At 63.8% G+C, this 24966-nt stretch carries 20 protein-coding genes; 5 read left to right on the top strand and 15 right to left on the bottom strand.

Going from position 1 to position 24966, the window contains the following annotated elements:
- The first annotated feature begins 385 nt into the window (after positions 1–385).
- From QQF40_RS13515 to QQF40_RS13530, 4 genes are all read left to right on the top strand, one after another.
- Complete coding sequence (locus QQF40_RS13515; protein WP_502871436.1) at positions 386–979, top strand: (2Fe-2S)-binding protein; 594 nt, start codon at positions 386–388, stop codon at positions 977–979.
- Positions 966–3350: a xanthine dehydrogenase family protein molybdopterin-binding subunit gene (locus QQF40_RS13520; RefSeq protein WP_285461639.1), complete on the top strand. Its 2385-nt coding sequence runs from the start codon at positions 966–968 to the stop codon at positions 3348–3350. The genes QQF40_RS13515 and QQF40_RS13520 overlap by 14 nt, the downstream gene beginning before the upstream one ends.
- A 103-nt stretch (positions 3351–3453) precedes the next feature.
- Complete coding sequence (locus QQF40_RS13525; RefSeq protein WP_285461640.1) at positions 3454–4479, top strand: XdhC family protein; 1026 nt, start codon at positions 3454–3456, stop codon at positions 4477–4479.
- A gap of 32 nt (positions 4480–4511) precedes the next feature.
- Positions 4512–5123, top strand: coding sequence for a nucleotidyltransferase family protein (locus tag QQF40_RS13530; RefSeq protein WP_285461641.1), 612 nt, complete (start codon positions 4512–4514; stop codon positions 5121–5123).
- Positions 5124–5262: 139 nt separating this feature from the next.
- Here QQF40_RS13530 and QQF40_RS13535 read toward each other — a convergent pair whose 3' ends face one another.
- The 13 genes from QQF40_RS13535 to QQF40_RS13595 form a co-directional block, all read right to left on the bottom strand.
- Positions 5263–5673 carry a hypothetical protein gene (locus QQF40_RS13535; protein WP_054555691.1) on the bottom strand — a complete coding sequence of 137 codons (411 nt, stop codon included), beginning with the start codon at positions 5671–5673 and terminating at the stop codon, positions 5263–5265.
- Between the two features lie 190 nt (positions 5674–5863).
- Positions 5864–9058 carry an efflux RND transporter permease subunit gene (locus QQF40_RS13540; RefSeq protein WP_175089226.1) on the bottom strand — a complete coding sequence of 1065 codons (3195 nt, stop codon included), beginning with the start codon at positions 9056–9058 and terminating at the stop codon, positions 5864–5866.
- Positions 9055–10344, bottom strand: coding sequence for an efflux RND transporter periplasmic adaptor subunit (locus QQF40_RS13545; protein ID WP_285461642.1), 1290 nt, complete (start codon positions 10342–10344; stop codon positions 9055–9057). The genes QQF40_RS13540 and QQF40_RS13545 overlap by 4 nt, the downstream gene beginning before the upstream one ends.
- Positions 10345–10678: 334 nt before the next feature.
- Entirely contained in the window at positions 10679–11443 is a 765-nt protein-coding gene (locus QQF40_RS13550; protein WP_175089228.1) for a transporter substrate-binding domain-containing protein, read from the bottom strand.
- 249 nt (positions 11444–11692) lie between these two features.
- Complete coding sequence (locus tag QQF40_RS13555; RefSeq protein WP_225348169.1) at positions 11693–12445, bottom strand: ABC transporter permease; 753 nt, start codon at positions 12443–12445, stop codon at positions 11693–11695.
- 41 nt (positions 12446–12486) lie between these two features.
- Positions 12487–13203, bottom strand: coding sequence for an ABC transporter permease (locus tag QQF40_RS13560; protein ID WP_043334396.1), 717 nt, complete (start codon positions 13201–13203; stop codon positions 12487–12489).
- A gap of 41 nt (positions 13204–13244) precedes the next feature.
- Positions 13245–14069 (bottom strand): transporter substrate-binding domain-containing protein, encoded by an 825-nt coding sequence (locus tag QQF40_RS13565; RefSeq protein ID WP_285461643.1) that lies wholly within the window; start codon positions 14067–14069, stop codon positions 13245–13247.
- A gap of 187 nt (positions 14070–14256) precedes the next feature.
- Positions 14257–15051, bottom strand: a complete 795-nt coding sequence (locus QQF40_RS13570; RefSeq protein WP_175089314.1) for an ABC transporter ATP-binding protein — start codon at positions 15049–15051, stop codon at positions 14257–14259.
- Positions 15052–15621: 570 nt separating this feature from the next.
- Positions 15622–16644, bottom strand: coding sequence for a succinylglutamate desuccinylase (locus QQF40_RS13575; RefSeq protein WP_285461644.1), 1023 nt, complete (start codon positions 16642–16644; stop codon positions 15622–15624).
- Positions 16641–17459, bottom strand: a complete 819-nt coding sequence (locus QQF40_RS13580) for a DUF1338 domain-containing protein (RefSeq protein WP_285461645.1) — start codon at positions 17457–17459, stop codon at positions 16641–16643. Before QQF40_RS13580 ends, QQF40_RS13575 begins: the two co-directional genes overlap by 4 nt.
- Before the next feature lie 336 nt (positions 17460–17795).
- The gene (locus QQF40_RS13585; protein WP_175089232.1) at positions 17796–18353 is read right to left on the bottom strand and encodes a lipocalin family protein; all 558 of its coding nucleotides are present in this window, start codon (positions 18351–18353) and stop codon (positions 17796–17798) included.
- A 164-nt stretch (positions 18354–18517) separates the two neighbouring features.
- A complete protein-coding gene (locus QQF40_RS13590) occupies positions 18518–19693 on the bottom strand; it encodes a GGDEF domain-containing protein (protein ID WP_285461646.1) in 1176 nt (391 codons plus the stop codon).
- Positions 19694–19824: 131 nt separating this feature from the next.
- Complete coding sequence (locus QQF40_RS13595; protein WP_285461647.1) at positions 19825–21057, bottom strand: TauD/TfdA family dioxygenase; 1233 nt, start codon at positions 21055–21057, stop codon at positions 19825–19827.
- Positions 21058–21270: 213 nt separating this feature from the next.
- Between QQF40_RS13595 and QQF40_RS13600 the strand changes: the two genes are divergently transcribed.
- On the top strand, positions 21271–22194 hold the full coding sequence (locus QQF40_RS13600; RefSeq protein ID WP_285461648.1) for a LysR family transcriptional regulator: 924 nt from the start codon (positions 21271–21273) through the stop codon (positions 22192–22194).
- Positions 22195–22376: 182 nt separating this feature from the next.
- On the opposite strand, the gene QQF40_RS13605 is transcribed toward QQF40_RS13600, so the two are convergent.
- Both QQF40_RS13605 and QQF40_RS13610 read right to left on the bottom strand, forming a co-directional pair.
- Positions 22377–23222, bottom strand: a complete 846-nt coding sequence (locus QQF40_RS13605; RefSeq protein ID WP_285461649.1) for a M90 family metallopeptidase — start codon at positions 23220–23222, stop codon at positions 22377–22379.
- Positions 23223–23226: 4 nt separating this feature from the next.
- Entirely contained in the window at positions 23227–24786 is a 1560-nt protein-coding gene (locus QQF40_RS13610; protein ID WP_043334381.1) for a carbon-nitrogen hydrolase family protein, read from the bottom strand.
- Positions 24787–24966: the final 180 nt, after the last annotated feature.

Below are 24966 nucleotides of genomic sequence, written 5' to 3' on the forward strand. Positions count from 1 at the left end.
AGTCATATGCTTTCGCGGGAGCCCTCGCGCTGGGGCGTTGCCATCGTCCTCGACCGCTACCGTCCCTGTCCCTGGGCGGACCGATGTCATGCAAACATCTGCCGATGACAAGGCGTGAAACGCTATACTGTGTGGCATTCAAGCCAGTATCTGCATGGTCAGGATGAGCTCAGTGACATCACACTGTTTCCTTCTTGGCACCATAATGCCTGATCGTGACCTGTAGAATTCACCGATTCGAATCGTGCCAGGCCTCAAGGCCCGGGGTCGGTCCCTGACGCCGAACCAACGCCACGTCAGTCAGCTGACGCCTTGGCTGGCCACGACTCCCTGCACGCGTTGTCCGAACCCTGCCCCCTGCTTCATGCTCCTGAGGAGAAGCCCCTTGGCCAACTTCACTCTGAACGGCAAGGCCGTCAGTCTCGAGGTCGATCCGCAAACCCCGCTGTTATGGGTGCTGCGAGAGCACCTGGGTCTGACAGGCACCAAGTTTGGTTGCGGCATCGCCCAGTGCGGCGCCTGTACCGTGCACCTGAACGGCACAGCGGCGCGTACCTGTGTCCTGCCGGTGCTGGCCGCCGAAGGTGGTGACATCGTCACCATCGAGGGGCTGGCCGAGAACGATGATCACCCGCTGCAGCAGGCCTGGGTCGAGGAGCAGGTACCGCAGTGCGGTTACTGCCAGTCCGGCCAGATCATGCAGGCCGCCGACTTCCTCAAGAACACGCCCGACCCCACCGATGAGCAGGTCACCGCCGCCATGGCCGGCAACCTGTGTCGCTGCATGGCCTACGTGCGTATCCATCGTGCGGTGAAGCGTGCCGCCACCATCGCCAATGAGCGTGCCACCAGTCAGGTGAGCGGTCAGCAGACCGACGCCACGGCCGCGACTGCCGGCGTCGGCACCTTCGACCCGCGTGCCATGGCTGGCACCGCGTCCCATTCTGCTGTCGAGGAGACGTCTCATGGCAAGGTTTGATGACAAGCTGGCCGCGCATCAGCGCGAGCTTGCTGCCGCGCACAAGACTTCCTCGAGCCGCGGCGGCATCACGCGGCGTGGCTTCCTGATCGGCAGTGTGGCGGGTTCCACCATGCTGGCCTTCGGCGTGTCCGGCGCGGCGCTGGCCGCCGGGTCAGACGGCAAGGGTTCGGCCAGCGAGACGCTGTCCGCCGGCGCCTTCGAGCCGACCATGTGGTACGCCATCGCCACTGATGGCACCGTCACCGTGCATATCACCAAGTCCGAGATGGGCCAGCACGTCGCCACCAGCCTCGCGCGTCTGGTGGTCGAGGAGCTTGAGGCCGACTGGGACAGCGTCAAGGTCGATTACGTCGACAGCGCTCCCAAGTGGGGCTACATGATCACCGGCGGCAGCTGGTCGGTTCACCAGAGTTACCAGCCGCTGTCACAGGCCGGTGCGGCGGGACGTATCGCGCTGATCGAGGCGGGTGCTCAGCAGATGGGCGTGGCGGCCGAGAGCTGCAAGGCGCGCAAGGGGCGCGTCATCAGTGGCGATCAGTCGCTGGGCTATGGCGAGATCGTCGCGGCGGGGCTGGAGCGCAGCTTCTCCGAGGAGGAGCTTGCGGCCATCGAGCTCAAGCCGGCCTCCGAGCGTCGCGTGTTGGGCACCAGAGGCAACGCGCTGGACGTGCCGCCCAAGACCAACGGTCAGGCCGTCTACGGCATCGATTACACCCTGCCGGCAGAGATCGAGGCGCGTGTCGGCAAGACATTGCATGCGCGTCCGGTGATGCCGCCGAGCCGCTTCGGCTGCAAGGTCACCGCCGTCGATGACAGCGAGGCCCGCAAGGTCATCGGCTATCGCCAGACCATCGAGCTCAAGGACCCGTCCGGCATCTGCCAGGGCTGGCTTGCGGTCATCGCCGACAATTTCTCGGCGGCGATGCGTGCCACTGATCTGCTCAAGGTCGAGTGGAGCAAGGGCGACAGCTATCAGGTCGACGAGATGGCGATCCAGGCCGAGGGCCAGCGTCTGGTCAGCTCGCCGAGCCGTGACAATGGCTCGTTGCTGGTGGATCAGGGCGACCCTGCGCCGCTGCTCGAGAATGCCGCCACCACGGTGGAATCCACCTTCACCACCTCAAGCGTGCTGCACTTCACGCTGGAGCCGGCCAATGCGCTGGCCTACGAAGAGGATGGCCACTGGCACATCCACTGCGGCAATCAGCAGCAGTCCCTGCTGACCTCGCTGGTCACCAAGGCGCTGGAGCTCGAGGAAGGCAAGGTCACCCATCACCAGCTGTATCTGGGCGGTGGTTTCGGGCGTCGTCTGCATGGTGACTACGCCGTGCCGGCGGCGCTGGCGGCCAAGGCCGTGGGGCGTCCAGTGAAGATGATCTTCACGCGCCCCGATGACAGCCGCTTCGATTGCGTGCGTTCGCCCTCGGTGCAGCGTCTGCGTTCTGGTCTCGATGCCGAGGGTCGCGTGGTGGCCTCCGAGCACGCCGCCGCCGCCGGTTGGCCGACGGCAGCCCTGATGCCGGCCTTCATGGCAGAAGCCATCGAAGGTGGCGGCAAGCTGGATTCCTTCTCCATCAGCGGCGCGGATCACTGGTACAACGTCGGCACCCAGCGTGTCTGGGCGCAGCAGAACAAGGTCGCCCACGAGGCCTTCGTGCCCGGCTACCTGCGCTCCGTCGCACCTGGCTGGACGCTGTGGGCGGTCGAACAGCATATCGATGAGCTGGCGCTGGCGGCCGATCAGGACCCGGCCGAATTCCGTCTCGCGCTGCTGGATGCCGAAGGCCGCAATGCCGGCAAGGCGCCGGTCAGCACCGGCGGTGCCGAGCGTCTGCGCAACGTGCTCAAGCGAGTGATGGAGAAGTCCGGCTGGAGCGAGCGCGACAGTCTGCCGGCAGACACCGGCATGGGCGTGGCATTGAGCTTCGGTCAGGAACGTAGCATGCCGACCTGGGTGGCCTGTGTGGCGCAGGTCAAGGTCGATCGCGCCACCGGCGAGGTCAAGCTCGAGAAGCTGACCAGCGTGGTGGATGCCGGTACGCTGGCGCATCCGGATGGCGCCATGGCGCAGCTGGAAGGCTCGCTCCTGTGGGGCGTCTCGATGGCGCTGCACGAAGGCACCGAATACCGCGAGGGCGGTCCGGTGGCGCAGAATCTGGGTGCCTACCAGCCGTTGCGCATGCATCAGGTGCCGCAGATGGATCTCGAATTCGTCGACAGCACCGAAATGCCGGTCGGCCTCGGCGAGCCGGGCACCACGGTGGTCGCACCGGCGATCGCCAACGCCATTCAGCATGCGGTCGGCGTGCGCCTGCGTGACCTGCCGATGCGTCCGGCGGCGCTCAAGGCCGCGCTCAGCGAGGCCTGACCTTCTCCAGTGAATGCCTCTGATACCCGCCATTCCGGCATGCCCGGGTGGCGGGTTTCGTGTCTTCAGAGCGTGCGCAGGCTTCTGATATGAGAGATTGTTGATGCAACACCTTGATCTTGAAGTGATCCATCAGGCGATCGACTGGCTGGCACCCGCAGATGGCGAGCCATCTGCGCGTCCGATCTGGCTGTGCACGGTGCTGGCCACCTTCGGCTCCTCGCCGCGTGAGCCGGGCACCTGGCTGGTGGCGCGCGCTGATGGGCAACATCGTGGTTCGCTGTCCGGCGGCTGTGTCGAGGAGGACTTTCTGGCGCGCCTGGCTGACGGGGAATTCACCGCGCCCGCCCAGGTGATCCGCTATGGCGAGGGCGGCCATCAGGGCGCAGGGATCGCCTTGCCCTGCGGCGGTATCCTGGACGTACTGGTCGAGCGCTTCACCGCCTGTGACGCGGACATCGCGCACCTCGAGGCCCTGCGCGCGGCACTCGAGGGCCAGACGCCGCGTCTGCGACAGGTGATGCTGGAGGGGGATGGCGCGCGTAGGCTTGAGTGCGACAGCGGGCTGGGGGAGCGGGTCGAGCCTCTCAAGGGCCACATGGGTGAGGCCTACGGCTATCAGCTGCGGGTCGGGCCGGTGGCGCGTCTGCTGCTGGCGGGCCTATCGCCGGTAGCGGAAGCCTGCGCAGCTTTCGCCGTCAGCCTCGGCTTCGAGGTGATCATCTGTGAGCCACGCGAGGAAGTGCTGGCCGACTGGGATGCTCGCAAGGCGCCGCTCGAGGGCGTCAGCCTGCGCCGTGAGTTGCCGTCACGCTTCATCGCCGCCGGCGGCTGTCATGCCGCCACCGCCGTGGTCGCGCTGACCCACGACCCGCGTATCGATGATCTGGCGATGATCGAGGCGGTACGCCAGCCCGCGTTCTATATCGGGGTGATGGGTTCGCTGCGTACCTCAACGGCGCGCGCCGAGCGGCTGGCACGCAGCGGTGGTCTCAGTGACGAGGAGATTGCGCGCATCGTGATGCCGATCGGGCTGAAGCTGGGCAGCAAGACACCGGCCGAGATCGCGCTGGCGGTGATGGCCGATATCGTGCGTATCCGCCGTGGCCGCGCTCGCGAGAGCCTGTGAAGCCGCTCAGGAGACAGTCAGGGAGGCCGCCCATGAATGAGTCGATCATCCTGGTCATGGCCGCAGGGCAGAGTCGCCGCTTCGGCAGTGACAAGCGTCAGGCGCGTCTGGGAAATGGCCAGACACTGCTGATGGCGACGCTGTCGCGGGTCATGTGCTGTGAGGTGGACTGGCGTCTGCTGCTGCGTGAGGACGATGATCCCGCCGCATTGCTGGGAGAGGCGTTCGCGCGTGAGCATGCCGGGCGAATCTGGCATGCGCTGCAGGCGGGCAACGGACTCGGCGGGAGTCTTGGCGATGCCTTCCGTCAGCTCAGTGGTGAAGCGGCATTGGCGCATGTGCAGGTGGCGGCAGTCTGGCTGGCGGACATGGCGCAGATCACGCCGCAGACCTTTCATGCCCTGCAGGCCCAAGCAGATGGCGTGCACATCGTGCGACCGAGGCTTGAAGGCGAGGACAGCAGGCCCGGGCATCCGGTGCTGTTCGGGCGGACGCTGTGGGCAGAGCTTGCGACACTTGAGGGCGGCGAGGGCGCGCGTGAGGTGATCGCGCGACATCGCGAGGCGCTGCGTGAGGTGGCAGTCGGTGATGCCGGTATCCATCACGACATCGACACGCCAGCGATGCTGAAGCTCAGAGACTGAGACAGAGGGTCTTAGACAGAGGGAATGAGACTCAGAGGCTGAAACTGAAAGAAGTCATGTGCGCTGGAAACAGGCTCCCAGACAGCAAAAGGCCCCGTCACCATCAAGTGACGGGGCCTTTTGCTGTCTGCCTATCGCGTTACAGCGTACGCATATCCAGCAGCTTGATGCTCTGGATACGCGGCTCGCCCCAGCTCAGGTCGAGCACCCACTCGGCGTCGAAGTGCGTGTGCAACACGCTGCCATCGCGCATGGCGGCACGGTGCTCTCCGCCCATGCGCAGGGTGGCGCTGTCGAGGCTGTTGCGCTGCGCACGCACCCAACCGAGTGCATGGCCATTGACCAGCAGCTCGCTGCGACGCTGCTCCCAGTTGGCCAGGTACTCGCTGCCGGTCAGGGTTTCATCCAGCAGCTGGATGGAAGCTTCCTCGCCCAGCAGCTCCGCCAGTTCGATGGCAGGCGCCATGCGGTTGAGCATGGAGAACCAGCGGTGCGCGAAGTTTTCGAGTTCGGCCTCGAGGGCCAGATCATTGAAGGTATCGGCGTACATGGCACCTGCTCCCGAGTGGGTAGATATTGATGGGCATTATGCCGAGAGTCGTGAGCAGTAAACATGCCACGAACGGAATGGCAGTGTTGCCAACGGGGAGTCAATGCTTCAGTGGTTACTGAATCCGCGACGCCCCGTGGCGTTCGCCTGTCCTCGATCTCTCGACAGAGTGGTCGTATCAGTGAATGGCTCAGTGGGTATGCTGGCCTGACTCGCCATCGCTGTCCGACGTCCCAGTGTCCTGATGCGATTCACGTTTCTCGACCAGGCGGCGGATACCGACATAGAACAGCGGTGTCAGCAGCAGGCCGAACACGGTGACGCCGATCATCCCGGAGAACACCGCCACGCCCATCGCCTGACGCATCTCGCTGCCGGCACCGGTGGCAAGTACCAGTGGCACCACGCCGGCGGTGAAGGCCACCGATGTCATCAGGATGGGACGCAGACGCAGGCGACAGGCTGTCAGCACGGCATCCAGGCGGCTCTGACCTTCATGCTGCTGCTCACGAGCGAACTCGACCAGCAGGATAGCGTTCTTGCACGCCAGCGCCACGAGCACGATCAAGCCGATCCGCGTGAAGATGTTGTTGTCGCCCCCCGTCAGCCACACGCCGGCCAGCGCCGACAGCAGCGTCATCGGCACGATCAGGATGATCGCCAGCGGCAGCGACCAGCTCTCGTACTGGGCGGCCAGCACCAGGAATACCAACAGCACCACCAGCGGGAAGATGTAGATCATGGTGTTGCCGGCCAGCACCTGCTGGTAGGTCACCTCCGTCCACTCGTAGCCGATGCCCTGTGGCAGGTTGTCGGCCAGCACTTCCTCGATGGCGGCCTTGGCCTGATCACTGGAGATACCCGGCGCCGGTGAGCCGTTGATGTCGGCACTGACGAAGGTGTTGTAGTGCATCACGCGGTCCGGGCCGGTGGTCGGTGTCACCTTGACGAAGCTGCCCAGCGGAATCATGCGGCCGTTGTCGCTGCGCACCTTGAGGTTGCGGATGTCATCCGGGTCGAGACGCGCCGACTGCTCGGCCTGGGCGCGTACCTGATAGGTACGCCCGAAGCGGTTGAAGTCATTGACGTACAGCGAGCCCATATAGACCTGCAGGGTTTCGAAGGCACGTTCCACCGGCACGCCCATGATCATCGCCTGCTCGCGATCCAGATCGATGTCGTACTGCGGCACCTGGATGCGGAAGCTGGAGTAGACACTGCTCAGGCGCGGATCGGCGTTGCCCTTGGCGGTGATGGTCTGTACGGCGGCGAACAGCTCATCGAAGCCCTTGTTGCCGCGGTCCTGCAGCTGCAACTTGAAGCCACCCGTGGTGCCCAGGCCCAGAATCGGCGGTGGCGGGAAGACGGCGACGAAGGCCTCGTCGATGCCGGCGAACTTGCGATTGAGCTCGGCGGCGATCGCCTGACCGGAAAGCTCGGGCGACTGACGATCCTTGAAGTCATCCAGCGGTGTGAACAGGATGCCGGAGTTGGAGGCATTGACGAAGCCGTTCACGGAAAGCCCCGGGAAGGCCACGGTGTGCGCCACGCCCGGTGTGTCCAGCGCCAGTGCCTGCATCTCGTCGATGACCTCGGAGGTACGGTCGAGACTGGCGGCGTCCGGCAGCTGAACCATCGCGACCAGATACTGCTTGTCCTGCCCCGGGATGAAGCCGCCGGGCACGCTGTCGAACAGCTTGCCGGTGGCGCCGAGCAGGGCCAGATAGATAACGCCGACGATGACACCGAAGCGCAGCAGTTTCTTGATCAGGCCGGTATAGCCGTTGGCCATCGCATTGAAGGCACGGTTGAACGGCGCGAACAGCCAGCGACCGAACAGGCCGTCGATGACGCGGGTCAGCCAGTCCGGCTTGCTGCCATGCGGCTTGAGCAGCAGGGCGGAGAGCGCCGGTGACAGCGTCAGCGAGTTGAAGGCCGAGATGAGCGTCGAGATGGTGATGGTCAGCGCGAACTGCTTGTAGAACTGGCCGCTCAGGCCGCTGATGAAGGCAGTCGGCACGAATACCGCCGTCAGCACCAGCGCGATGGCGATGATCGGGCCGGTCACCTCGCGCATGGCGATCTGGGTGGCCTCGATGGGCGAGTGGCCCAGCTCGATGTTGCGCTCGACATTCTCCACCACCACGATGGCGTCATCGACGACGATACCGATGGCGAGCACCAGTCCGAACAGTGACAGCGTATTGATCGACACGCCCATCATCTGCATGACCGCAAACGTTCCGATCAGCGAGACCGGCACCGCGATCAATGGAATGATCGAGGCACGCCAGGTCTGCAGGAACAGGATCACCACGATCACCACCAGCAGGATGGCCTCGAACAGGGTGTCGATGACCGCCTCGATGGAGCCACGCACGAAGACCGTCGGGTCATAGACGATGTCGTAGCTGACGCCATCCGGGAAGGCGTCGGACATCTCGCTCATGCGCTCACGTACGGAATCCGACAGTGCGATGGCATTCGAACCGGGACGCTGGAAGATCGGCATCGCCACGGCATCCTTGCCATCCAGCTGCGCGCGCAGCGAATAGCTGTCGGCGCCCAGTTCGACACGCGCGACATCCTTCAAGCGTGTCAGACGGCCGTCTTCATCGATACGGATGACGATGTTCTCGAATTCCTCGGTGCTTTCCAGACGGCCACGAACATTGAGAAGACGCTGGAACTGGTTGTCGTCAGGCGAGGGCTGAGCACCGATGGAGCCGGCGGCGACCTGCTGGTTCTGCGCACGCAGCGCACTGATCACGTCACCGGCAGACAGGCCTCGCGCCGCCACGGCGTCCGGGTCGAGCCACACGCGCATCGAGTACTCGCCGGCACCGAACAGCTGCACGTCGCCGACCCCCTCGAGACGGGCAATATTGTCCTTGAGGTTCAGGCGCGCATAGTTGGACAGCCATAGCTGGTCATAGCGGCCGTCCGGGGATGTCAGGTGGACCACCATCGTCAGATTGGGCGAGGCCTTCTCGGTGGTGATGCCGAGTTGCTGCACTTCCTGCGGCAGACGCGGCGTGGCGCGAGCCACGCGGTTCTGCACCTGGACCTGGGCCTTGTCCAGATCGGTGCCCAGCGCGAAGGTCGCGGTCAGGGTCAGATTGCCATCGGAGGTCGCCTGGGAATCCATGTACAGCATGCCTTCGACGCCGGTGATTTCCTGTTCCAGCGGCGTGGCCACGGTGGAGCCGATGACCTCCGGGTTGGCGCCCGGATAGTTGGCGCGCACTACCACGGTGGGTGGCACGACTTCGGGATACTCGGAGATGGGCAGCTTGAACAGCGACAGCAAGCCGCCGATGACGATCAGGATCGACAGCACCGCGGCGAAGACCGGGCGCTTGATGAAGAAACCGGAGATGTTCACGAACGGCCTCCGGCTGCCTGACGGTCAGCCTCGGCGAGAGTCGCGGCCTTCTGGTCGTTGTCCTGGTTCAACTGGCGGGCAGCTTGCTGCCCCTGCAGGCGGGAGACACGCGCCGCCAGTGACTTGAGGGCACCGTCATCCTCGATGTCGACCAGCTTGGGGCTGATCGGCATGCCTGGGCCTGCCTTGGCGGGGCCAGCCGCCAGCACGCGGTCACCGGCGGCCAGGCCATCGGTCACGGCGCGCAGCGTGCCGAAGCGCGGACCTGTGCTGATGCCACGGTAGGCGAGGGTGTTGTCCTCACCGACCACCAGCACGAACTGACGATCCAGATCGGTGCCGATGGCGCGTTCCGGAATCAGTACGGCATCACGGATCTCGGGTGAGGCGATACGCAGGCGCGCGAAGGCACCCGGACGCAGAGCGGGATCATCGGCATTGAAGGTGGTGCCGATGCGCAGGGTGCCGGTATCGATGTCGACACTGTTGTCGATGAAGTCGAGCTCACCCTGGAAGGGGAAGTCTTCCTGTCCGGCCAGCTGCAGTTCCACCGGCAGATGGTCCTCGGCGCTGACATGCGCGAAGTCCTTGTTCCAGGTCAGCTCGCTGATGTCGATATAGGCGTCCAGCTGACGGGTCTCGACCAGAGTGGTCAACACGCTTTCCCCCGCCTGTACCGTGTTGCCACGCGTGATACGCGCATTGGACAGGCGGCCGTCGATCGGGGCACGGATGGTGGCGTAGTCCAGATCCAGGCGTGCACGCTCCAGCTGAGCGATGGCACCCTTGAGCTGAGCGCTCAGACCGGTGGCATTGGTGCTGCGCGAATCGGCCTCCTCGCGGGAGATCAGGTGGCGCTTGACCAGGCTGGCGGCACGACCGGACTCGCTGCGCGCGTTGGCCAGTTCGGCCTTGAAGCGAGCGACATCGGCTTCCAGTCGCTCGACCTCAGCCTTGAAGGGGCGCTGATCAAGACGTATCAGCGGCGTGCCGGCGGTCACCTGGCTACCTTCGGTGAACAGCACTTCTTCGACTTCGCCGCTCACGCGTGGGCGCAGTTGTACGCGCTGGGGAGATTCCAGGCGCGTGGTATAGGTGTGCCAGGCCGCCACCGGCTGCGAGATGGCAGCGACGACTTCCATCGTGGGGGGCGCCTGTTGCGCGCTGTCGTTCGCTTCACCACTGCCTTCACTGCAGGCGCTGAGCGTCAGCAGGCCGCCGAGGGTCAGCAGCAGGGAAGAAGCGATACGAGAAAGGCGCGCCGGACGTGAGTTCAGTCTCGACATGGGAATCTACCGTTGCAGAAGGAGTTGCACGGCATCCTAGAGAGACTGCGCATTATCGATAAGTCCCATCAGACACACTGCTTTGATGCTGAAATTGCACCAATTGTGTAGATGGCATGGTTTCCACGTGATGCGCTTGAGCGATTGGCCCTGTTCAGGTCGTGACAGGGTTGTCACAAGACAGGTGGCTGAATGTCACTGAACACTGCCTCAACGCAAAAACCCCGCGGCAGATGCCAACGGGGTTTGTTGTCGAACATGTCACTTGTGTCTATTGCCGCTCATCTCATGGCGCAGACATCACGGCATGGCTGGCATGCCGCTTGAGTCGAACTTACTGCTTCTCGCCGAAGTACTTGGTATGGATGGTGTCGTAGGTGCCATCGGCCTTCAGTTCGGCCAGGGCACCGTTGATCTGCTCGGCCAGGTCCTTGTCACGCTTGCGCATGGCGATACCGAAGCCGTCGCCGAAGTACTTCTTGGGCTCGGTGACCACTTCACCCACGGCCTTGTAGTTGCCGTTGCCGCCGTCGATCAGGGTGGACTTGCCTACCGGGAAATCGAGGAAGGCGATATCGAGGCGACCCGCGTCCATGTCCAGCACCAGGTCATCGGCGGTGGTGTAGCGTTTGACCTCGGCATTCTTGCCATAGAGATCAGTGACGTAGTTGTCCTGCAGGGTACCGCGCTGCACGCCGATGGCCTTGCCGGCCAGGGCCTCGGTGGAGGTGGCGCTCAGCTCGCTGTCGGACGGGGCGAACCAGGCGGAGGGCGGAGTGATGTAGGTGTCGGAGAACAGCACCTTCTCGCGGCGTTCCTCATTGATGGTCATCGAGGACATGATGGCGTCGTACTTGCGCGCCATCAGGCCGGGAATGATGCCGTCCCACGCCTGGATGACCCACTCGCAGTCGCGGTTGATCTTCGCGCAGATGGCATTGCCCAGTTCGATATCGAAACCGGTCAGCTCACCGTCGGGTGTCTTGTACTCCATCGGCTCGTAGGGCACGTCGACGCCGATGCGCAGCGATTCGGCCGCCTGAGCGCCACCGGCCATCAATGCTGCACCCAGCAGGGAGATTCCCAGAAGCTTCTTCATGTCAGTCCCATCCATCATTGTTGTTGGTCATACTGGCTGATCAGTGGCATCAGACACTCCCTCCTGAACACCAGTCGTCTGAGTCGGGAACATAAGGGGGTGTGTCATGCCAGTGGCTCCACACTAGCCCAGACCGAGGCTGTGGTGAAGAGGGTCAATGGACTAATTCAAACGGTCGTTAAACGAGATGAATTCCTGCCGTTATATCCTGATATGAAAAAAGCGCCCTCCAAAGGGCGCTTTTGACGTTCAGCTTAATGGTTTCAAGTGTGCCAGCAGGCGTTTCTCCAATTGCCGGAATATGGCAATGATGGTGAAGGTCAGACACAGGTAGATGGCGGCGACGAACAGGAAGGCCTCGAAGGGCGCATAGAAGCGCGCGTAGATGTCGCGTGCGGCGCCGGTGAGGTCCAGCAGCGTCACCACACTGCAGATGGCACTGGCATGCAGCATGAAGATGACTTCATTGCCGTAGGCCGGCAGTGCCCGACGGAAGGCACTGGGCAGAATGATGCGACGCATCATCTTGCCGCGTGACATGCCGTAGGCGCGGGCGGCTTCCATCTCGCCCTTGGGGGTCGACTGGATGGCACCGTGGAAGATCTCGGTGGTGTAGGCTGCGGTATTGAGCACGAAGGCCAGCAACGCCGGCACGAAGGGATCACGGAAGTAATCCCATAGCCAGGTCTCCTGGATACTGGGCACATGCACGCTGGTCACGCCCAGCGAGATGTCGAAGCCGTCGAAGAACACTACGCCGTAGTAGATCAGATAGAGCTGGATCAGCAGCGGCGTGCCACGGAAGACATAGGTGTAGAGATAGACCGGCATCTTCACCCAGCGACGGCGCGAACCGCGCATGATCGCCAGCGGTACGGCCAGTATCAGGCCGATGAGCAGCGCCAGACACACCAGCTGTACGGTGGTGACCAGCCCTTCCCAATAGTGCCAGAGAGTGGTCGCGGTGAAGATGTAGTTGTCGCTCAGCGCATCCTCGAGCATCCGGCCCAGCTGGGCGATGATGCCTGAGGAGCCTGCCTCATTCAGTTGTTCCATGCGCTAGCCTCCCCGAATCCGGCGTTATAGCGCTTCTTGAGACGTGCCAGTCCCCACTCGGACACGGTGGCGATCAGCAGATAGCCCGCTGCGACCGGCAACAGAAAGGTGAAGGGCTCGTGGGTCGCCTTGGCGGCCTCACTGGCGACACGCACCATGTCGACCAGCCCGATCACCGACACCAGGGCGGTGGTCTTGAGCAGTACCATCCAGTTGTTGCCCAGCCCCGGCAGGGCGTGGCGCATCATCAGCGGGAAGCGAATGCGCTTGAAGACCTTCCAGTCGTTCATGCCATAGGCACGCCCGGCTTCGATCTGACCGGCATCCACCGCCATGAAGGCGCCGCGGAAGGTTTCGCCCATGTAGGCACCGAAGATGAAGCCGATGGTGACGACGCCGGCAGTGAACTCATCGACATTGACGAAGACGTCGATGTCGTAGCTGTCGTACAGCCAGTCGGTGACCATGTTGATGCCGATCTGGCCACCGAAGAACAGCAGCAGCATCAGCACGATGTCCGGAACGCCGCGGATGATGGTGGTGTAGAGCGTCGCGAGCCAGCGCAGAGGTGTGGAGCGCGACATCTTGGCCGTCGCCGTCAATAACCCCAGCGCGATGGCCAGCAGCTGGGCCAGCACGGCCAGCTGCACCGTGACCCAGGCACCTTCCAGCAGGCTGGGCCCGTAGCCTTGTAGGTCAATCATGGGAAATCTCCCGTGAAGCGCCGAATAACCCGTTCAGCGGCTTACTGGTGGTTGTCGGACGCGGTGGCGGCGCTGGCGAAGTACTTGTCGTTGAGACGCTTGAGCGTGCCATCGGCCTTGAGCGCTTCCAGGGCACCATCGATGGCCTTCTTGAGCTCGCGGTCGCGCTTCTTCATGGCGATGCCGAAGCCGTCGCCGAAGTATTTCTTCGGCTCGCTGATGGCGCTGCCGGTGTTGACGAAGTTGCCATCATTGGCGTTGACCAGGGTGTCCTGACCGACCGGCAGGTCCAGGAAGGCGACATCGACGCGGCCGCTGTCCATGTCCAGCACCAGGTCATCGAGCTTGGTGTAGCGGCGCACTTCTGCCTTGCGGCCGTAGAGGTCGGTGACGTAGTGATCCTGCAGGTTGCCGCGCTGGACACCGATCACCTTGCCCTTGAGGGCCTCTGCATCGAGGTTGTTCGCGCCGGCCAGCGGGCTATCCGCCTTGACGAACCAGCCGGACGGCGGCGTGAAGTAGGGCTCGGAGAACAGCACCTGACGCTCACGCTCCGGATTGATGGTCAGCGCCGACATGATGACGTCGTACTTGCGCGCCATCAGGCCCGGGATGATGCCGTCGAAGTCCTGCTCGGTCCATTCGCAGTGAGTGGCGAGCTGGGCGCAGATGGCGTTGCCCAGTTCGATCTCGAAGCCGGTCAGCTCACCGCTGGGCAGCTTGTAGCCGAAGGGCGCGTAGGGCACGTCGATGCCCAGGCGCAGCGGGTCCGGCACATCGGCCGCCTGGGCGGCGCTGGTGGCAATGGCGAAGCTGGAGAGACCGAGGGTGAGACCCAGCAGGGCACGTGTCGCGAACTGTTTCATTGCTTGTCATTCCTGAAGTCTTGGACACCTCGAGGCTTGCCATTGGCGTGGCGCTCGCGGTGCTGAATCATGTGCCGGTCACGGGATCACCGTGCCGGATCTGCCACAGGCCGAGCGGTTGGCTCAGCGATGGGCCAAGAGATATTCAACAGTACTGGTGATCAGGGCTGCTGATCAGGGCGCTTTCTCAGTACTTGGGCGCCAGGAACTGCTTGAGGCGCTCCGACTGGGGATTGCCCAGCACGTCTTCCGGCTTGCCAGCCTCCTCGACCAGTCCCTGGTGCAGGTAGACCACCTGGCTCGAGACATCCCGCGCGAAGCTCATCTCGTGGGTCACCACCACCATGGTGCGGCCTTCCTCGGCCAGGTCACGCATGACCTTGAGCACGTCACCGACCAGTTCCGGGTCGAGGGCCGAGGTCGGCTCGTCGAACAGCATCACCTCCGGCTCCATCGCCAGCGCGCGTGCGATGGCGCCGCGCTGCTGCTGGCCACCGGACATCTGCGCCGGATAGTAGTCGGCGCGCTCGAGAAGGCCGACGCGGTCCAGCAGGCTGCGTGCGTGGGCGATGGCTTCCTTCTTCGGCTTGCCGAGCACGTGGATCGGCGCCTCGATGACATTTTCCAGCAGCGTCATGTGCGACCACAGATTGAAGCCCTGGAAGACCATCGACAGGCGCGCGCGCATGCGCTCGACCTGACGCCAGTTCATCGGTTCACGGCCACGGCGGCTTTCCTTGAAGCCGATCTGCTCGCCATGCACGAAGATGTCGCCACCGTCCGGCTGCTCCAGCAGGTTCATGCAGCGCAGAAAGGTGCTCTTGCCGGAACCGGACGCACCGATCAGGGTGATGACATCTCCCTTGTGTGCTTGCAGCGACAAGCCCTTGAGCACCTGATTGGTGCCGAAGGACTTGGTGATGTTGCGGACCTCGAGAGGCAGCGCGTCGCTGCTCGGGCTCTCGGCCACGGAAGATCTCATGGTCATGCAGTTACTCCAATCCGGACGTTGCCAGCCCTGGGGGCAATGACACGCCACGAGTCCGCCGCGGGGCGGTCGGGCTCGGGATACAGGTTCGTTGCCGACATGGCACGGCTGCCTGGCACTGCCTTCGCTGCCACTCGCTGACTTGCGCGACGCAGACGTGGTGAGGCGGCAAGGCGTGGCACGGGAGGAGTGGCGGAGAATGCCGTCAGGGGCATGGCCAGTTCCTCACGATCAGTCCGATTGATCGTCGTTCTCGCTGCCAGTGACCGTCTACAACAGGCCAAGAATGCCTGTGCTTGCATGTCGTGGACGGGAAAGGGGGCCGATTCTACCAGCTCAACGCAGGGTTCACCGCTATCTGGCGTGGAGGAATGTTACGACTTTGGTGGAGCGTGCAAGGACGCACGTGGATGCCGTCCGGCAGTGGGGGAGGAGTCTTCATGATCAAGGTCGCCTGTTGTCGTTGTAGTCAAGGCTTTCATCAGTGCAATCGCGCCGTCGTGCTGCGCCCTGCGGGGAGTGGGCGGGCAGAACGCCGGCGCTTGTTGTTCAGTGTCTGGGGACTCAGTCTGTCGGTGTCGAACTCTCGGCCAGCAGCAGGGCGGCGCGGGCGCCTATCTCCACCTTCGCGTTGGGGAAGACCACCCGAAGTGGCGTATCGCCGATGATGCAGGGGCCAGCAGCGGCGTCTTCGGCCACCACGCTGCCGGGGGCGAAGGCGGTGAAGTTGGCGACATCCTCGCTGAAGCACAGCGTGAAGTCGGCTGACTGACGCATCAATTCCACTTCCACCATGAAGTAGTCGATGGCCTCCGGGTCCGCTTCGGCGGGCGCCGTGCCGGTCGCCAGTGCCGCGAGCAGGGCTTTCATCGGTGCGAGCGCCGCCATGTCGTTGGCGCCGAACGGGCGTACCTGGCCGAGCTCCAGCGTGAAGGCGTCGGCATCATGGTAGTGGCGCGAATAGTGCGAGAAGGTCCAGCTGTGCTGATGCTGGTGCAGCACGGCCTGGATGCCGGCGGCGCTCAATATCGGCCACTGCGCTGCGCTGATGGCATCGCCATCACTGAAGGGCACCACCGCGAAGCGCGGATAGAGGCTGTCGCGGATGGCGGTGTGCATGTCGTAGTGCAGACGGCGCGTGCCCTCGGTCAGCGGGAAGCGAGCATAGAAGGTGTCCACGGCCGCCATCAGCTGACGCGCGCGCGCCGGCTCATCATCCGACGGGCAGTCGTTGCCTGTGACGCTTGCCTCGGCGCGCTTGAACAGCCGATTGAGATTGGTGGTGATGAAGCGCTCGCCACTGCGGATGGCGGGCAGGTTGCCCAGAATCAGCAGCAGTGGAGCCCCGATGATCAGATGACCGCTCTCCAGGCCTGCGATCAGTTCACCGAGCAGTTCGATGGGGGCGGTCTCGTTGCCGTGGATGCCAGCGGAGATCACGCACGGGCGCGCCTTGGGCCCCATGACGTCGGGGGTGATCTCCAGCACGCCGGACGCGACGATCTCATAGCGGCCGCCGGGAATACGGCCCATGCCACGTGCGCTGGCGTGGCCTTCGAGTGTCAGGTCTAGCCAGTCGGCAATCACGAGGCAGTCGGCTCCTGGCGAACATTGGTGGATTCGAAGATCTTGTCGGCGCTGGCCGCCACGAAGCCCTGATACAGCTCGCCATTGGCGTCGGGATAGCGGCGCGCGAATTCGTAGTAGCAGGTGGAGATTTCATGCTCCTCGCCACCGGCGAAGGTGAAGGTCTGGCGGTCGGCAAGGGTGGAGGCCTGCTCCAGCAGCACCTCGGGCGAGCCCTTGATGCGTCCTCCGGCCGGATTGATGCCAAGGCCAAGCGCCTCGACACGCGTCAGCACCTTGTCGAGCGTGTCGTGATGGCTGAGCGCGTTGACGCTGATGGTGAAGTGGTTGGCGCGCAGGCCGATGATCGACAGCCAGGCGGCATATTCGCTCTCTTCCATCAGACGCTGATACTGCTCGAAGCTGGGCGCTTTCCACAGGCGGCCCGACCACAGCACGGAGGGCTGGGTGACGGCATCCGGCGAGATCTGGCTGACCAGGCCATCGATGATCGCCTGGGCGCGCTCGGACAGCTCGTGGCATTTCAGCTCGGAGAGGAAGACGCGCGGCATGTCGGAAGATGGCGGTAGATAGCCGAAGGCGCGCAGTTTCTTCTCGCGGAAATCATAGGGTGCGAAGCGGGTATAGCCCAGCGCCAGCAGGTGAGGCTCCAGCGCGCTCAGGGTGATGGGCCCGCGATCGAAGGTGCGAAAGGCGACGTGGTCGTTGACGATGGTCTCGCCGTCAGCGATGAAGGCATCCTGGATCTTTTGGGCCTGGGGCGTCATGGCGACGTAGTCATCCCACAGGGCGCTGAAGAACTGCTGGATATCCATGGCACGGGCTCCCTCTGAACTGAGTAGCCCAGTGCAGCGAGGCGGCACTGGCACTGGGCGACAGCATCAAACGATTGGCATCAGGGTGGCGAACTCGGCGAGGCGCTACCCCGGAAGATTGTCAGCTCACCATTGGCGAGCCGCGCGCGCGTGACAAGATGCGAGGTCGGTTGGATGAAAGCGGCTGTCCGCACCATATAAACGCCACGCGCCGGTTTAGACCTTGGTTCCAGGCCTTGGGCTTTGGCTCTTGGCTACGGGGCTCGGAATCGGGGGCGGCCTGTGACCTCAAGCAACCACGACTCGCGCGAAGGCTTTTGATGTCAGCGTTCGGTGTCAGCTATCGGTGTTGTCAGGAGAAGGGCAGGCATCGCCCTGCTCGACCTTGATCAGCGCGTCGGTGGCGAAGCCCAGCTCGGCGGCCTGATCGACCAGCGCCTGATAGGTGACGTCATCCAGCTGTGGCTCACGCGCCAGTATCCACAGGTAGTCGCGATCGGCACCGGCCACCAGCGACCACTGATAGTCCTCATCCAGCGCCAGCACGTTGTAGCCGCCATAGAAGGGGCCGAAGAAGCTGACCTTGAGGGCCGCCGTCTCGCTGCCCCGGGTGAAGTAGGCGCGACCTTCGGCCTGACTCCATTCCCCTTGCTCGGCGTTGTAGCCGCGATTGATGACGCGCACGCCGCCGTCCTCGCGGGGCGAGTAATCGGCGCTGACACAGCTGAGGCCCTCCTCGAAGCTGTTGGGGAGGCGGGCGATCTCGTGCCATTCACCGTAGTAACGTTCGAGCTCGAAGCCCTCGACGGGCTGGGTGCCGGAGGGAACTCCGGCGCAGCCGCCGAGAAGGCCGAGGCAGCCGAGAGAGAAGGCTAGATGCGGCAAGCGTGTCATTGGCAGGCTCCATGCGCCAGTACGCCCCATTGATGAGTCGTGGGGTGTCCTGGCGTGATGCGGGTCATGAGAAGAAGGATGAAACGTCATCCTTGTCTCATTGGGGCGTCTGCCGCTGTCTCAAGAGGGAGGGTGGCGCGGTGAGATGCTTTAGGCGTCGAGCCTCACAGTACCAGACGCAGCGGATTGCCGGTGACGACGACGCCACGTCCGCGTTGCTTGGCCTCGTACATGGCGCTGTCGGCGCGTGCGATGACCGTTTCCGGCGTGGCGCCCGAGAAGGGGAACAGGCTGATGCCGATGCTGGCGCTGACGGCGATGATCAGCGGCTCGCCATCCACTTCCAGCGTGATGGGACGGCTGATGGCGTCGATCAGACGTTCCGCCAGCTGCTCCGGGCCCTTGCGGCCGTTGCCCTCACGGCTGATCAGCACCAGAAATTCATCGCCGCCCAGGCGACCGACGATATCGTTGCCGCGCAGGGTGTTGCCCAGGCGCTCGCCGGTGATGCGCAGCACCTCATCGCCGATGGCATGGCCGTGGCGGTCATTGACGGGCTTGAAGCCATCGAGGTCGATGAACAGTGCGGCCTGCACCGTGCCGGGGGTCTGAATGTCGAGTATCTGGTCGAGGCGTGTCAGCAGGGCGCGCCGGTTGAGCAGCCCGGTGAGTGAGTCGCACATCGCATGGTCGCGCAAATCGTCCCGCTCGCCGGTGATATGACATTCATGCAGGAAGAGTTGCCGGCTCTGGCGCTCGCGCGAGTAGGCGCTCATGCCCGCCAGCAGATTGGCGGCCATCATGAAGAACGCCTCGTTGGCTTCCACCAGTACATCGGAGCCATGGTGCATCACCGCGCAGCTGGCAGTGCAGCCCATCCATATCAGCAGTCCGCAAGCCATGGCATAGATGAACTGCAGCCCCAGCAGGGTATAGGTCCAGAAGACCACCAGCATCAGGGTGACGAAATAGACCGGGAAGACACCGTGTTCGTCATCATGATGCCCTGCGGCGTGTTCGTGCCCCACGTGGAACATCGCCAGCGTCCCCAATGCTGCCGCCAGCGAGGCCAGGGACAGGAAGCCGTTGACGTGATGTCTGAAGCGCGGGAGGCGTGACAGCAGGAACAGGCCCAACACGCTGACCAGAATACTGGCGCGCAGCAGCAGGAAGGCCTCGTAGTGCTCGTCCATGCTGATCTCGATCAGTGCATAGGAGGCGAACAGCAGACAGCTCAGCGGGATGGTGATCCGGCTGAGCTTGTGTGAGGTCTCGATCTGTCGACGACGATAACGTCGTTCCAGGGTGTCATCCGCAAAGCAGAGTGTCATGGGATTCATGGGGCGATACCTGAGTTACCAGACTCTCAGGATGCCACTGCCTTGCGTGGTATGCCCTGGAGGAACCGCCGCAACCTTTGCCTGCGGTTCAACGCTATTTCAGGCACTCGACAGCATGCGGGCTGTCGTGCTCACGATTCGGGGAGGTCGGCACTGGCCAGCTGGCGCGCCGTGACGCGCAGCGCGGATTCCACCATGTCGTAGTCCACATAGCAGCCCTGCAGGTGGCGGCGACCGGTCGTCGGGTCGAAGGACTTGCGACCGTGCATCACGCGGCGGTTGTCGAAGGCCACCATCTGGCCGGCTTCCAGCTTGAGATGCAGGCGGAAGGCCGGTTCGCGCAGGATGCTCCAATACTGACGATAGGCGCTGTACCAAGCCTGCATCTGTTCCAACGGCAGGCGCAGGCTGTCGCGGATCCAGTTGTTGAAGCGCACCTCGATGACCTTGTCGTTGGCATCCAGATGGATCACCGGCTCGCGCACTACCAGGTCCGTATTTTCGTCGGCAAAGCGGAAGTCCACCGGGGTCTCGGCCAGCAGCCTGAAGGCCTGCGGGTCCCGCTCACGCAGGGCCTCGGCGACCGCCATGCCATCTCCGAAGATGGAGTCTCCGCCTTCGGCCTCGTTGGCCAGGCAGTAGAGCATCTGGATGTCCGGCGGCTGACGCCAGTTGGGCAGGTCGGTGTGCAGCTCCAGCGCGATCGGCGTGTAGGCGGCGTTGTTGGGCGCCTGCTTGGAGAAGACCTCGAAACGGCCACCGAAGTTGGTCGCGCGGATCGGGCCGATGGTCGCGGCCACCTGGTCGATCTCGCCGCCTGCCGTCGGGCCGGCATCCAGAATCGCGAAGCCATCGCGGCACAGCGCTTCCAGCCAGCCCAGGCGCGCCTGCCCACCGGCCATGTAGTCGGCAAAGGCGGTGATGTGGGGCTTGTGGTCCTGCTGCCAGGCCTGGCTTGCGGGAACTGGCGTGGCGGGCGGTGCATCACTCGGGCGACGTTGCAGCAACCAGCCGGCATCGAAGCGGCTGGTGTGGCCGTCTTGCCAGACGACGACGAGATTGCCTTGCTCGACATGCATCTGGTGCACCGTCAGGGCCGCATCATCCATCAGCATGAAGGTGCGCTCGAAGGTCTGCGGGTGACGGCAGAGATCGCAGACGCAGTGGTCGCGCAGCCAGATCAGCGGCAGTCGGGTCTGCTCACCGCTGGCCCAGGCCAGTGACGCCAGGGTCTCGTCGTGGTCTGCCTTCACCAGTGGCGCGCCCTCGTGATGGGGCAGGTATTCCTTCATGTCCCACTGATGGCGTGCCTGTGGCGCTTCAGTGTCTTGGGTGTCAGGGGCAGATGCGATGAGAGTCTCCATGGGCGCCGTCCTATGTCGTGTGAGCAGTAGCAGGTGAGCCGTCGCGTGTCGCGTGGCTGAGTCGTATGCCTGAGCCGTGTCGCTGAGCCGTGACCCGAGAATGAGACCATTGTCCCCCTCGTCATCACGGCTGGCCAACGCGAAATATGACGGCCATGACTTAGCTGAGCTAATGTGTGCCGATTGACCTTCATGCTCTGATGCGAGATAGCCATGCACGAACCTTCCCCCACGACGCCGAATGCCTTGCCGCGCCCCCTGCCGCCGCTGGCCTGGTTGCAGGCGTTCGAAGCCGCTGCGCGCCTGATGAGCTTCACGCGTGCCGCCGATGAGCTGAGCGTCACCCAGTCGGCCATTAGCCAGCGGATTCGCCAGCTGGAGGACCGCCTTGGTCAGCCATTGTTCGTGCGTCACGCCCGCAGCCTCAATCTGACGCCGGCCGGTCAGGCCTGGTTGCCTGCGCTGCAGGATGGCTTCCAGCGTCTGCAGGAGGGCACGCTGGAAGTCTTCGGCCCCTCGCGCGCCGCGCCGGTCAGCCTGCGGGCGACCCCGATGAGCCAGCAGGCCTGGCTGTTGCCGCGGCTGGCGAACTTCCACCGTGACCAGCCCGAGATCGCGTTGCGTCTGGTCAGTGCCTTCTGGCAGAGCGATTTCGATGGCGAACAGGTGGATATCGAGCTGCGCTATGGCCTGGGCGACTGGCCGCAGGTGGAGGCGATCCAGGTGGGGGCAGGGCAGGAGAGAATGGCCGTCGTGGCGAGTCCGGCGCTGAGCGCGCAGCTGACTTCGGCGGCGGACCTGGCCGGCATGACGCTGCTGCATGCCGCAGGCTTCGCGGTGGGCTGGCGGCGTTGGCTGGTGGCGGCAGATCAATTGGGGCTGGAGAAGACGACCTCTACCATCAGCTGTGACACCCAGGTGATGACGCTGGAAATGGCGCGTCTCGGCATGGGGGTGGCACTGGTGCATGAAGGCCATTTCCGGCAATGGCTGGCATCCGGCAATGGCGGGCTGGAACAGGTCTTCGCGCTGACGATCCCCGCCGAGCAGAACTTCTGGCTGGTGCGCTCCAATCAGCGCCCGATGCGGCCCACCGCACAGCGTGTCTGGGATTATCTGTTGGCGGAGCCACAGTGAGCGATGCAGGCGACGTTTTACGCCACTGCTGATCGAGTCTGCGTGTCTGCTGACGCGCCTTGAATAGTATACCGTTAGCTTGAGGTGAGGCCCGGCGCGGTAAGCGGCTGCTATCTCTTCTCTCGCTCTTTCCTCGGCTGGCTGGCGCCTTGACTGCCTGGTGCCTCGTCTGTCTGGCGTAGTCAGTCGGAAGGCGGTGGGCAACGTGCCAATGGCGACTGCTGGAAGAAGCGTTCCAGCAGGGCATACAGCGCCGGATAGGCCGCGTTGAGCTCATCCGGAGCAGTAAAGAAATACTCGCAGCAGACGGCGAAACACTCGGCGGGGTGGCTGGCGGCGTAGTCATCGATGGGCGTCGGCTCACCACGTGACAGGCGCGCGTTCAGGTCATCCCACACGGCAGTGAAGGTGGCGTGCCACTCCGCCGCACTGATATGACGCGGCAGGGGCGGAAAGCCATCGGCATCGGTGGCATTGGCCATGTCGAGCTTGTGGGCGAATTCATGGATCACCACGTTGAAGCCGCTCCAGTCACCGCTGGCGGCCAGGTCTTGCTGGGTGACCACCACCGGCCCCTGATACCAGGTCTCGCCGGCGCGGGTGTCTTCGAAGACATGCACCACACCGGCGTCATCCATCTCTTCCACCTCGCACCGCACGGCCTGCAGCGGCAGCATGATCTCGTGCACGCGAGCGCCGGCGTCCTGCCAGCGCTCGGTATGCGTCCAGCCGTTGAGCAGCAGCATCGCCTGGGCAGACAGCGCCAGCGCCTCGAGCTGTGAGAGCGGCTCGGCGCTGGTCAGCTTCCAGTCGCTCAGCTGATGGCGGGCGCGCCGTTCAAGACGCGCCAGTGCCTCGGCGTCGAGTCCATCGAGGATCGGCAAGCGCTCGCGGACTGCCTGCCACGCGTCATCCTGCGCTGTCTCGCCAGCGTGGGAAGCGGCCGAGGCAATGCAGGCGTCGGGGGCTGATGTATCACGGCCATGACGACTGGAGCGCTGCCACAGCCGTTGCCACCAGTGTGACATCGCTTCAGTCCTGACGGCTGCCGGACTTCCACGACCAGTCACGCAGACGCAGCTCGAAGAGGTCCTTGCGGCGATCCTTCAGGTTGGTCACCGAGCCTTCGCTGCGCACCACCTTGAGACGCTCCAGGTCGAGATCCGAGAACATGATCATCTCGGTGTTCGGCGTGGTCTCGGCCATCACCGCGTCATGCGGGAAGGAGAAGTCCGACGGCGAGAACACCGCTGACTGGGCGTACTGGATGTCGAGGCTCTCGATGGACGGCAGGTTGCCGACGCTGCCGCAGACCACCACGTAGCATTCGTTCTCGATGGCACGCGCCTGGGCGCAGTTGCGCACGCGCAGGTAGCTGTTCTTGGTGTCGGTCCAGAACGGCACCATCAGGATGTCCATGTCCTGATCGGCCAGCAGGCGCGACAGTTCCGGGAACTCAACGTCGTAGCAGATCAGCATGCCGATGCGTCCGGCGTCGGTCTCGAACACGGCCAGCTCGTCACCGCCCTTGATGATCCAGTCGCGGCGCTCCTGCGGCGTGATGTGCAGCTTGGCCTGACGGTCGATCTCGCCATCGCGGTGACACAGGTAGGTGACGTTGTAGAGCTCGTTGTCGTCACCGATCTCGACCATGGAGCCGGCCACGATGTTGATGTTGTAGGCCACCGCCATGCGCGAGATTTCCTGCTTGAAGCGCTCGGTGAAGCCGGCGAGGTAGCGAATGCAGCGTACCGGATCGCTCTGGTCTTCCAAAAGGCCGATCAACGGCGTGTTGAACAGCTCCGGAAAGACGGCGAAGTCACTCTGGTAATCCGACAGGGCGTCGACGTAGTACTCGACCTGCTGCAGCACGGATTCGACACTGTCGAACTTGCGCATCTGCCACTGTACGGCGCCGACGCGAATCATCGTCTTGCGGCTTTCCAGCACGCGCTCGGCGGGCTCGAACAGGATGTTGCTCCACTCCAGCAGCGTGGCGTAGCCCTGGGAATCCTCGTCTTCCGGCAGGTACTGGCGCAGCAGGCGCTTGACCAGGAAGCCGTTGGCCAGCTGGAACGACAGGATGGGATCATGGATCTCGCGACGCTCCACCTTGTCGATGTACTCGGAGGGCGAGAGCTCGGCGGCGTATTCGTGGTACTGGGGAATGCGCCCGCCGGCCAGAATCGAGCGCAGATTCATCGAGCGGCACAGGTCCTTGCGCGCCTCGTACAGGCGGCGACCGAGGCGATAGCCGCGGTAGTCGACGTCGATCAGCACATCCAGACCGTAAAGCGCATCACCATCCTCCTTGTTGAGGATGATCTCGCGCTGGCCGATCAGGTCGTCGTACTTGTGCGGGTTGGAGAAGGCGTCGTAATCCACCAGCGCCGTCAGGGCGACACCCACCAGCCTCTCGCCATCCTCGATCACGATCTGGCCATCGGGGAATTCGGCGATCAGGCGGTTGATGGTGTGCTCAGGCCAGGCGCCACCGATGTCGTCGTAGATGCCGTCCATCAGGCGCTTGAGCTGGGGGTAATCTGACTCCTGCAGGTTGCGCAGGTTCAGGTGCAGGTCTTCGACGGACATCGAGACTCCTTGGAAAAATGAAAGAGGGGATCAGGGCAGGGAGTGGCTGGCGCGAAACTGACAGGCCCCATTATTCGCGCTGTCGAGGCCGGGTGTCATCAATATCCTTTGGTCAATGACCGGCCCTGGTCACGCAACCCTCATCAATGGGTCCAACCTCGCGTCACTGCAAGGGTGAGC

The sequence above is a fragment of the Cobetia sp. LC6 genome, assembly GCF_030264805.1.
GTDB lineage: Bacteria > Pseudomonadota > Gammaproteobacteria > Pseudomonadales > Halomonadaceae > Cobetia.

What these genes read in the sequence shown, in the direction of transcription:
- QQF40_RS13605 (WP_285461649.1), bottom strand. Translation starts at nt 23,222, where the DNA reads ATGTCACACTGGTGGCAACGGCTGTGGCAGCGCTCCAGTCGTCATGGC.
- QQF40_RS13600 (WP_285461648.1), top strand. Translation starts at nt 21,271, where the DNA reads ATGCACGAACCTTCCCCCACGACGCCGAATGCCTTGCCGCGCCCCCTG.
- QQF40_RS13550 (WP_175089228.1), bottom strand. Translation starts at nt 11,443, where the DNA reads ATGAAGAAGCTTCTGGGAATCTCCCTGCTGGGTGCAGCATTGATGGCC.
- QQF40_RS13580 (WP_285461645.1), bottom strand. Translation starts at nt 17,459, where the DNA reads ATGGATATCCAGCAGTTCTTCAGCGCCCTGTGGGATGACTACGTCGCC.
- QQF40_RS13520 (WP_285461639.1), top strand. Translation starts at nt 966, where the DNA reads ATGGCAAGGTTTGATGACAAGCTGGCCGCGCATCAGCGCGAGCTTGCT.
- QQF40_RS13565 (WP_285461643.1), bottom strand. Translation starts at nt 14,069, where the DNA reads ATGAAACAGTTCGCGACACGTGCCCTGCTGGGTCTCACCCTCGGTCTC.
- QQF40_RS13590 (WP_285461646.1), bottom strand. Translation starts at nt 19,693, where the DNA reads ATGAATCCCATGACACTCTGCTTTGCGGATGACACCCTGGAACGACGT.
- QQF40_RS13545 (WP_285461642.1), bottom strand. Translation starts at nt 10,344, where the DNA reads ATGTCGAGACTGAACTCACGTCCGGCGCGCCTTTCTCGTATCGCTTCT.
- QQF40_RS13555 (WP_225348169.1), bottom strand. Translation starts at nt 12,445, where the DNA reads ATGCTCGAGGATGCGCTGAGCGACAACTACATCTTCACCGCGACCACT.
- QQF40_RS13585 (WP_175089232.1), bottom strand. Translation starts at nt 18,353, where the DNA reads ATGACACGCTTGCCGCATCTAGCCTTCTCTCTCGGCTGCCTCGGCCTT.
- QQF40_RS13610 (WP_043334381.1), bottom strand. Translation starts at nt 24,786, where the DNA reads ATGTCCGTCGAAGACCTGCACCTGAACCTGCGCAACCTGCAGGAGTCA.
- QQF40_RS13595 (WP_285461647.1), bottom strand. Translation starts at nt 21,057, where the DNA reads ATGGAGACTCTCATCGCATCTGCCCCTGACACCCAAGACACTGAAGCG.
- QQF40_RS13535 (WP_054555691.1), bottom strand. Translation starts at nt 5,673, where the DNA reads ATGTACGCCGATACCTTCAATGATCTGGCCCTCGAGGCCGAACTCGAA.
- QQF40_RS13570 (WP_175089314.1), bottom strand. Translation starts at nt 15,051, where the DNA reads ATGAGATCTTCCGTGGCCGAGAGCCCGAGCAGCGACGCGCTGCCTCTC.
- QQF40_RS13560 (WP_043334396.1), bottom strand. Translation starts at nt 13,203, where the DNA reads ATGATTGACCTACAAGGCTACGGGCCCAGCCTGCTGGAAGGTGCCTGG.
- QQF40_RS13530 (WP_285461641.1), top strand. Translation starts at nt 4,512, where the DNA reads ATGAATGAGTCGATCATCCTGGTCATGGCCGCAGGGCAGAGTCGCCGC.
- QQF40_RS13525 (WP_285461640.1), top strand. Translation starts at nt 3,454, where the DNA reads ATGCAACACCTTGATCTTGAAGTGATCCATCAGGCGATCGACTGGCTG.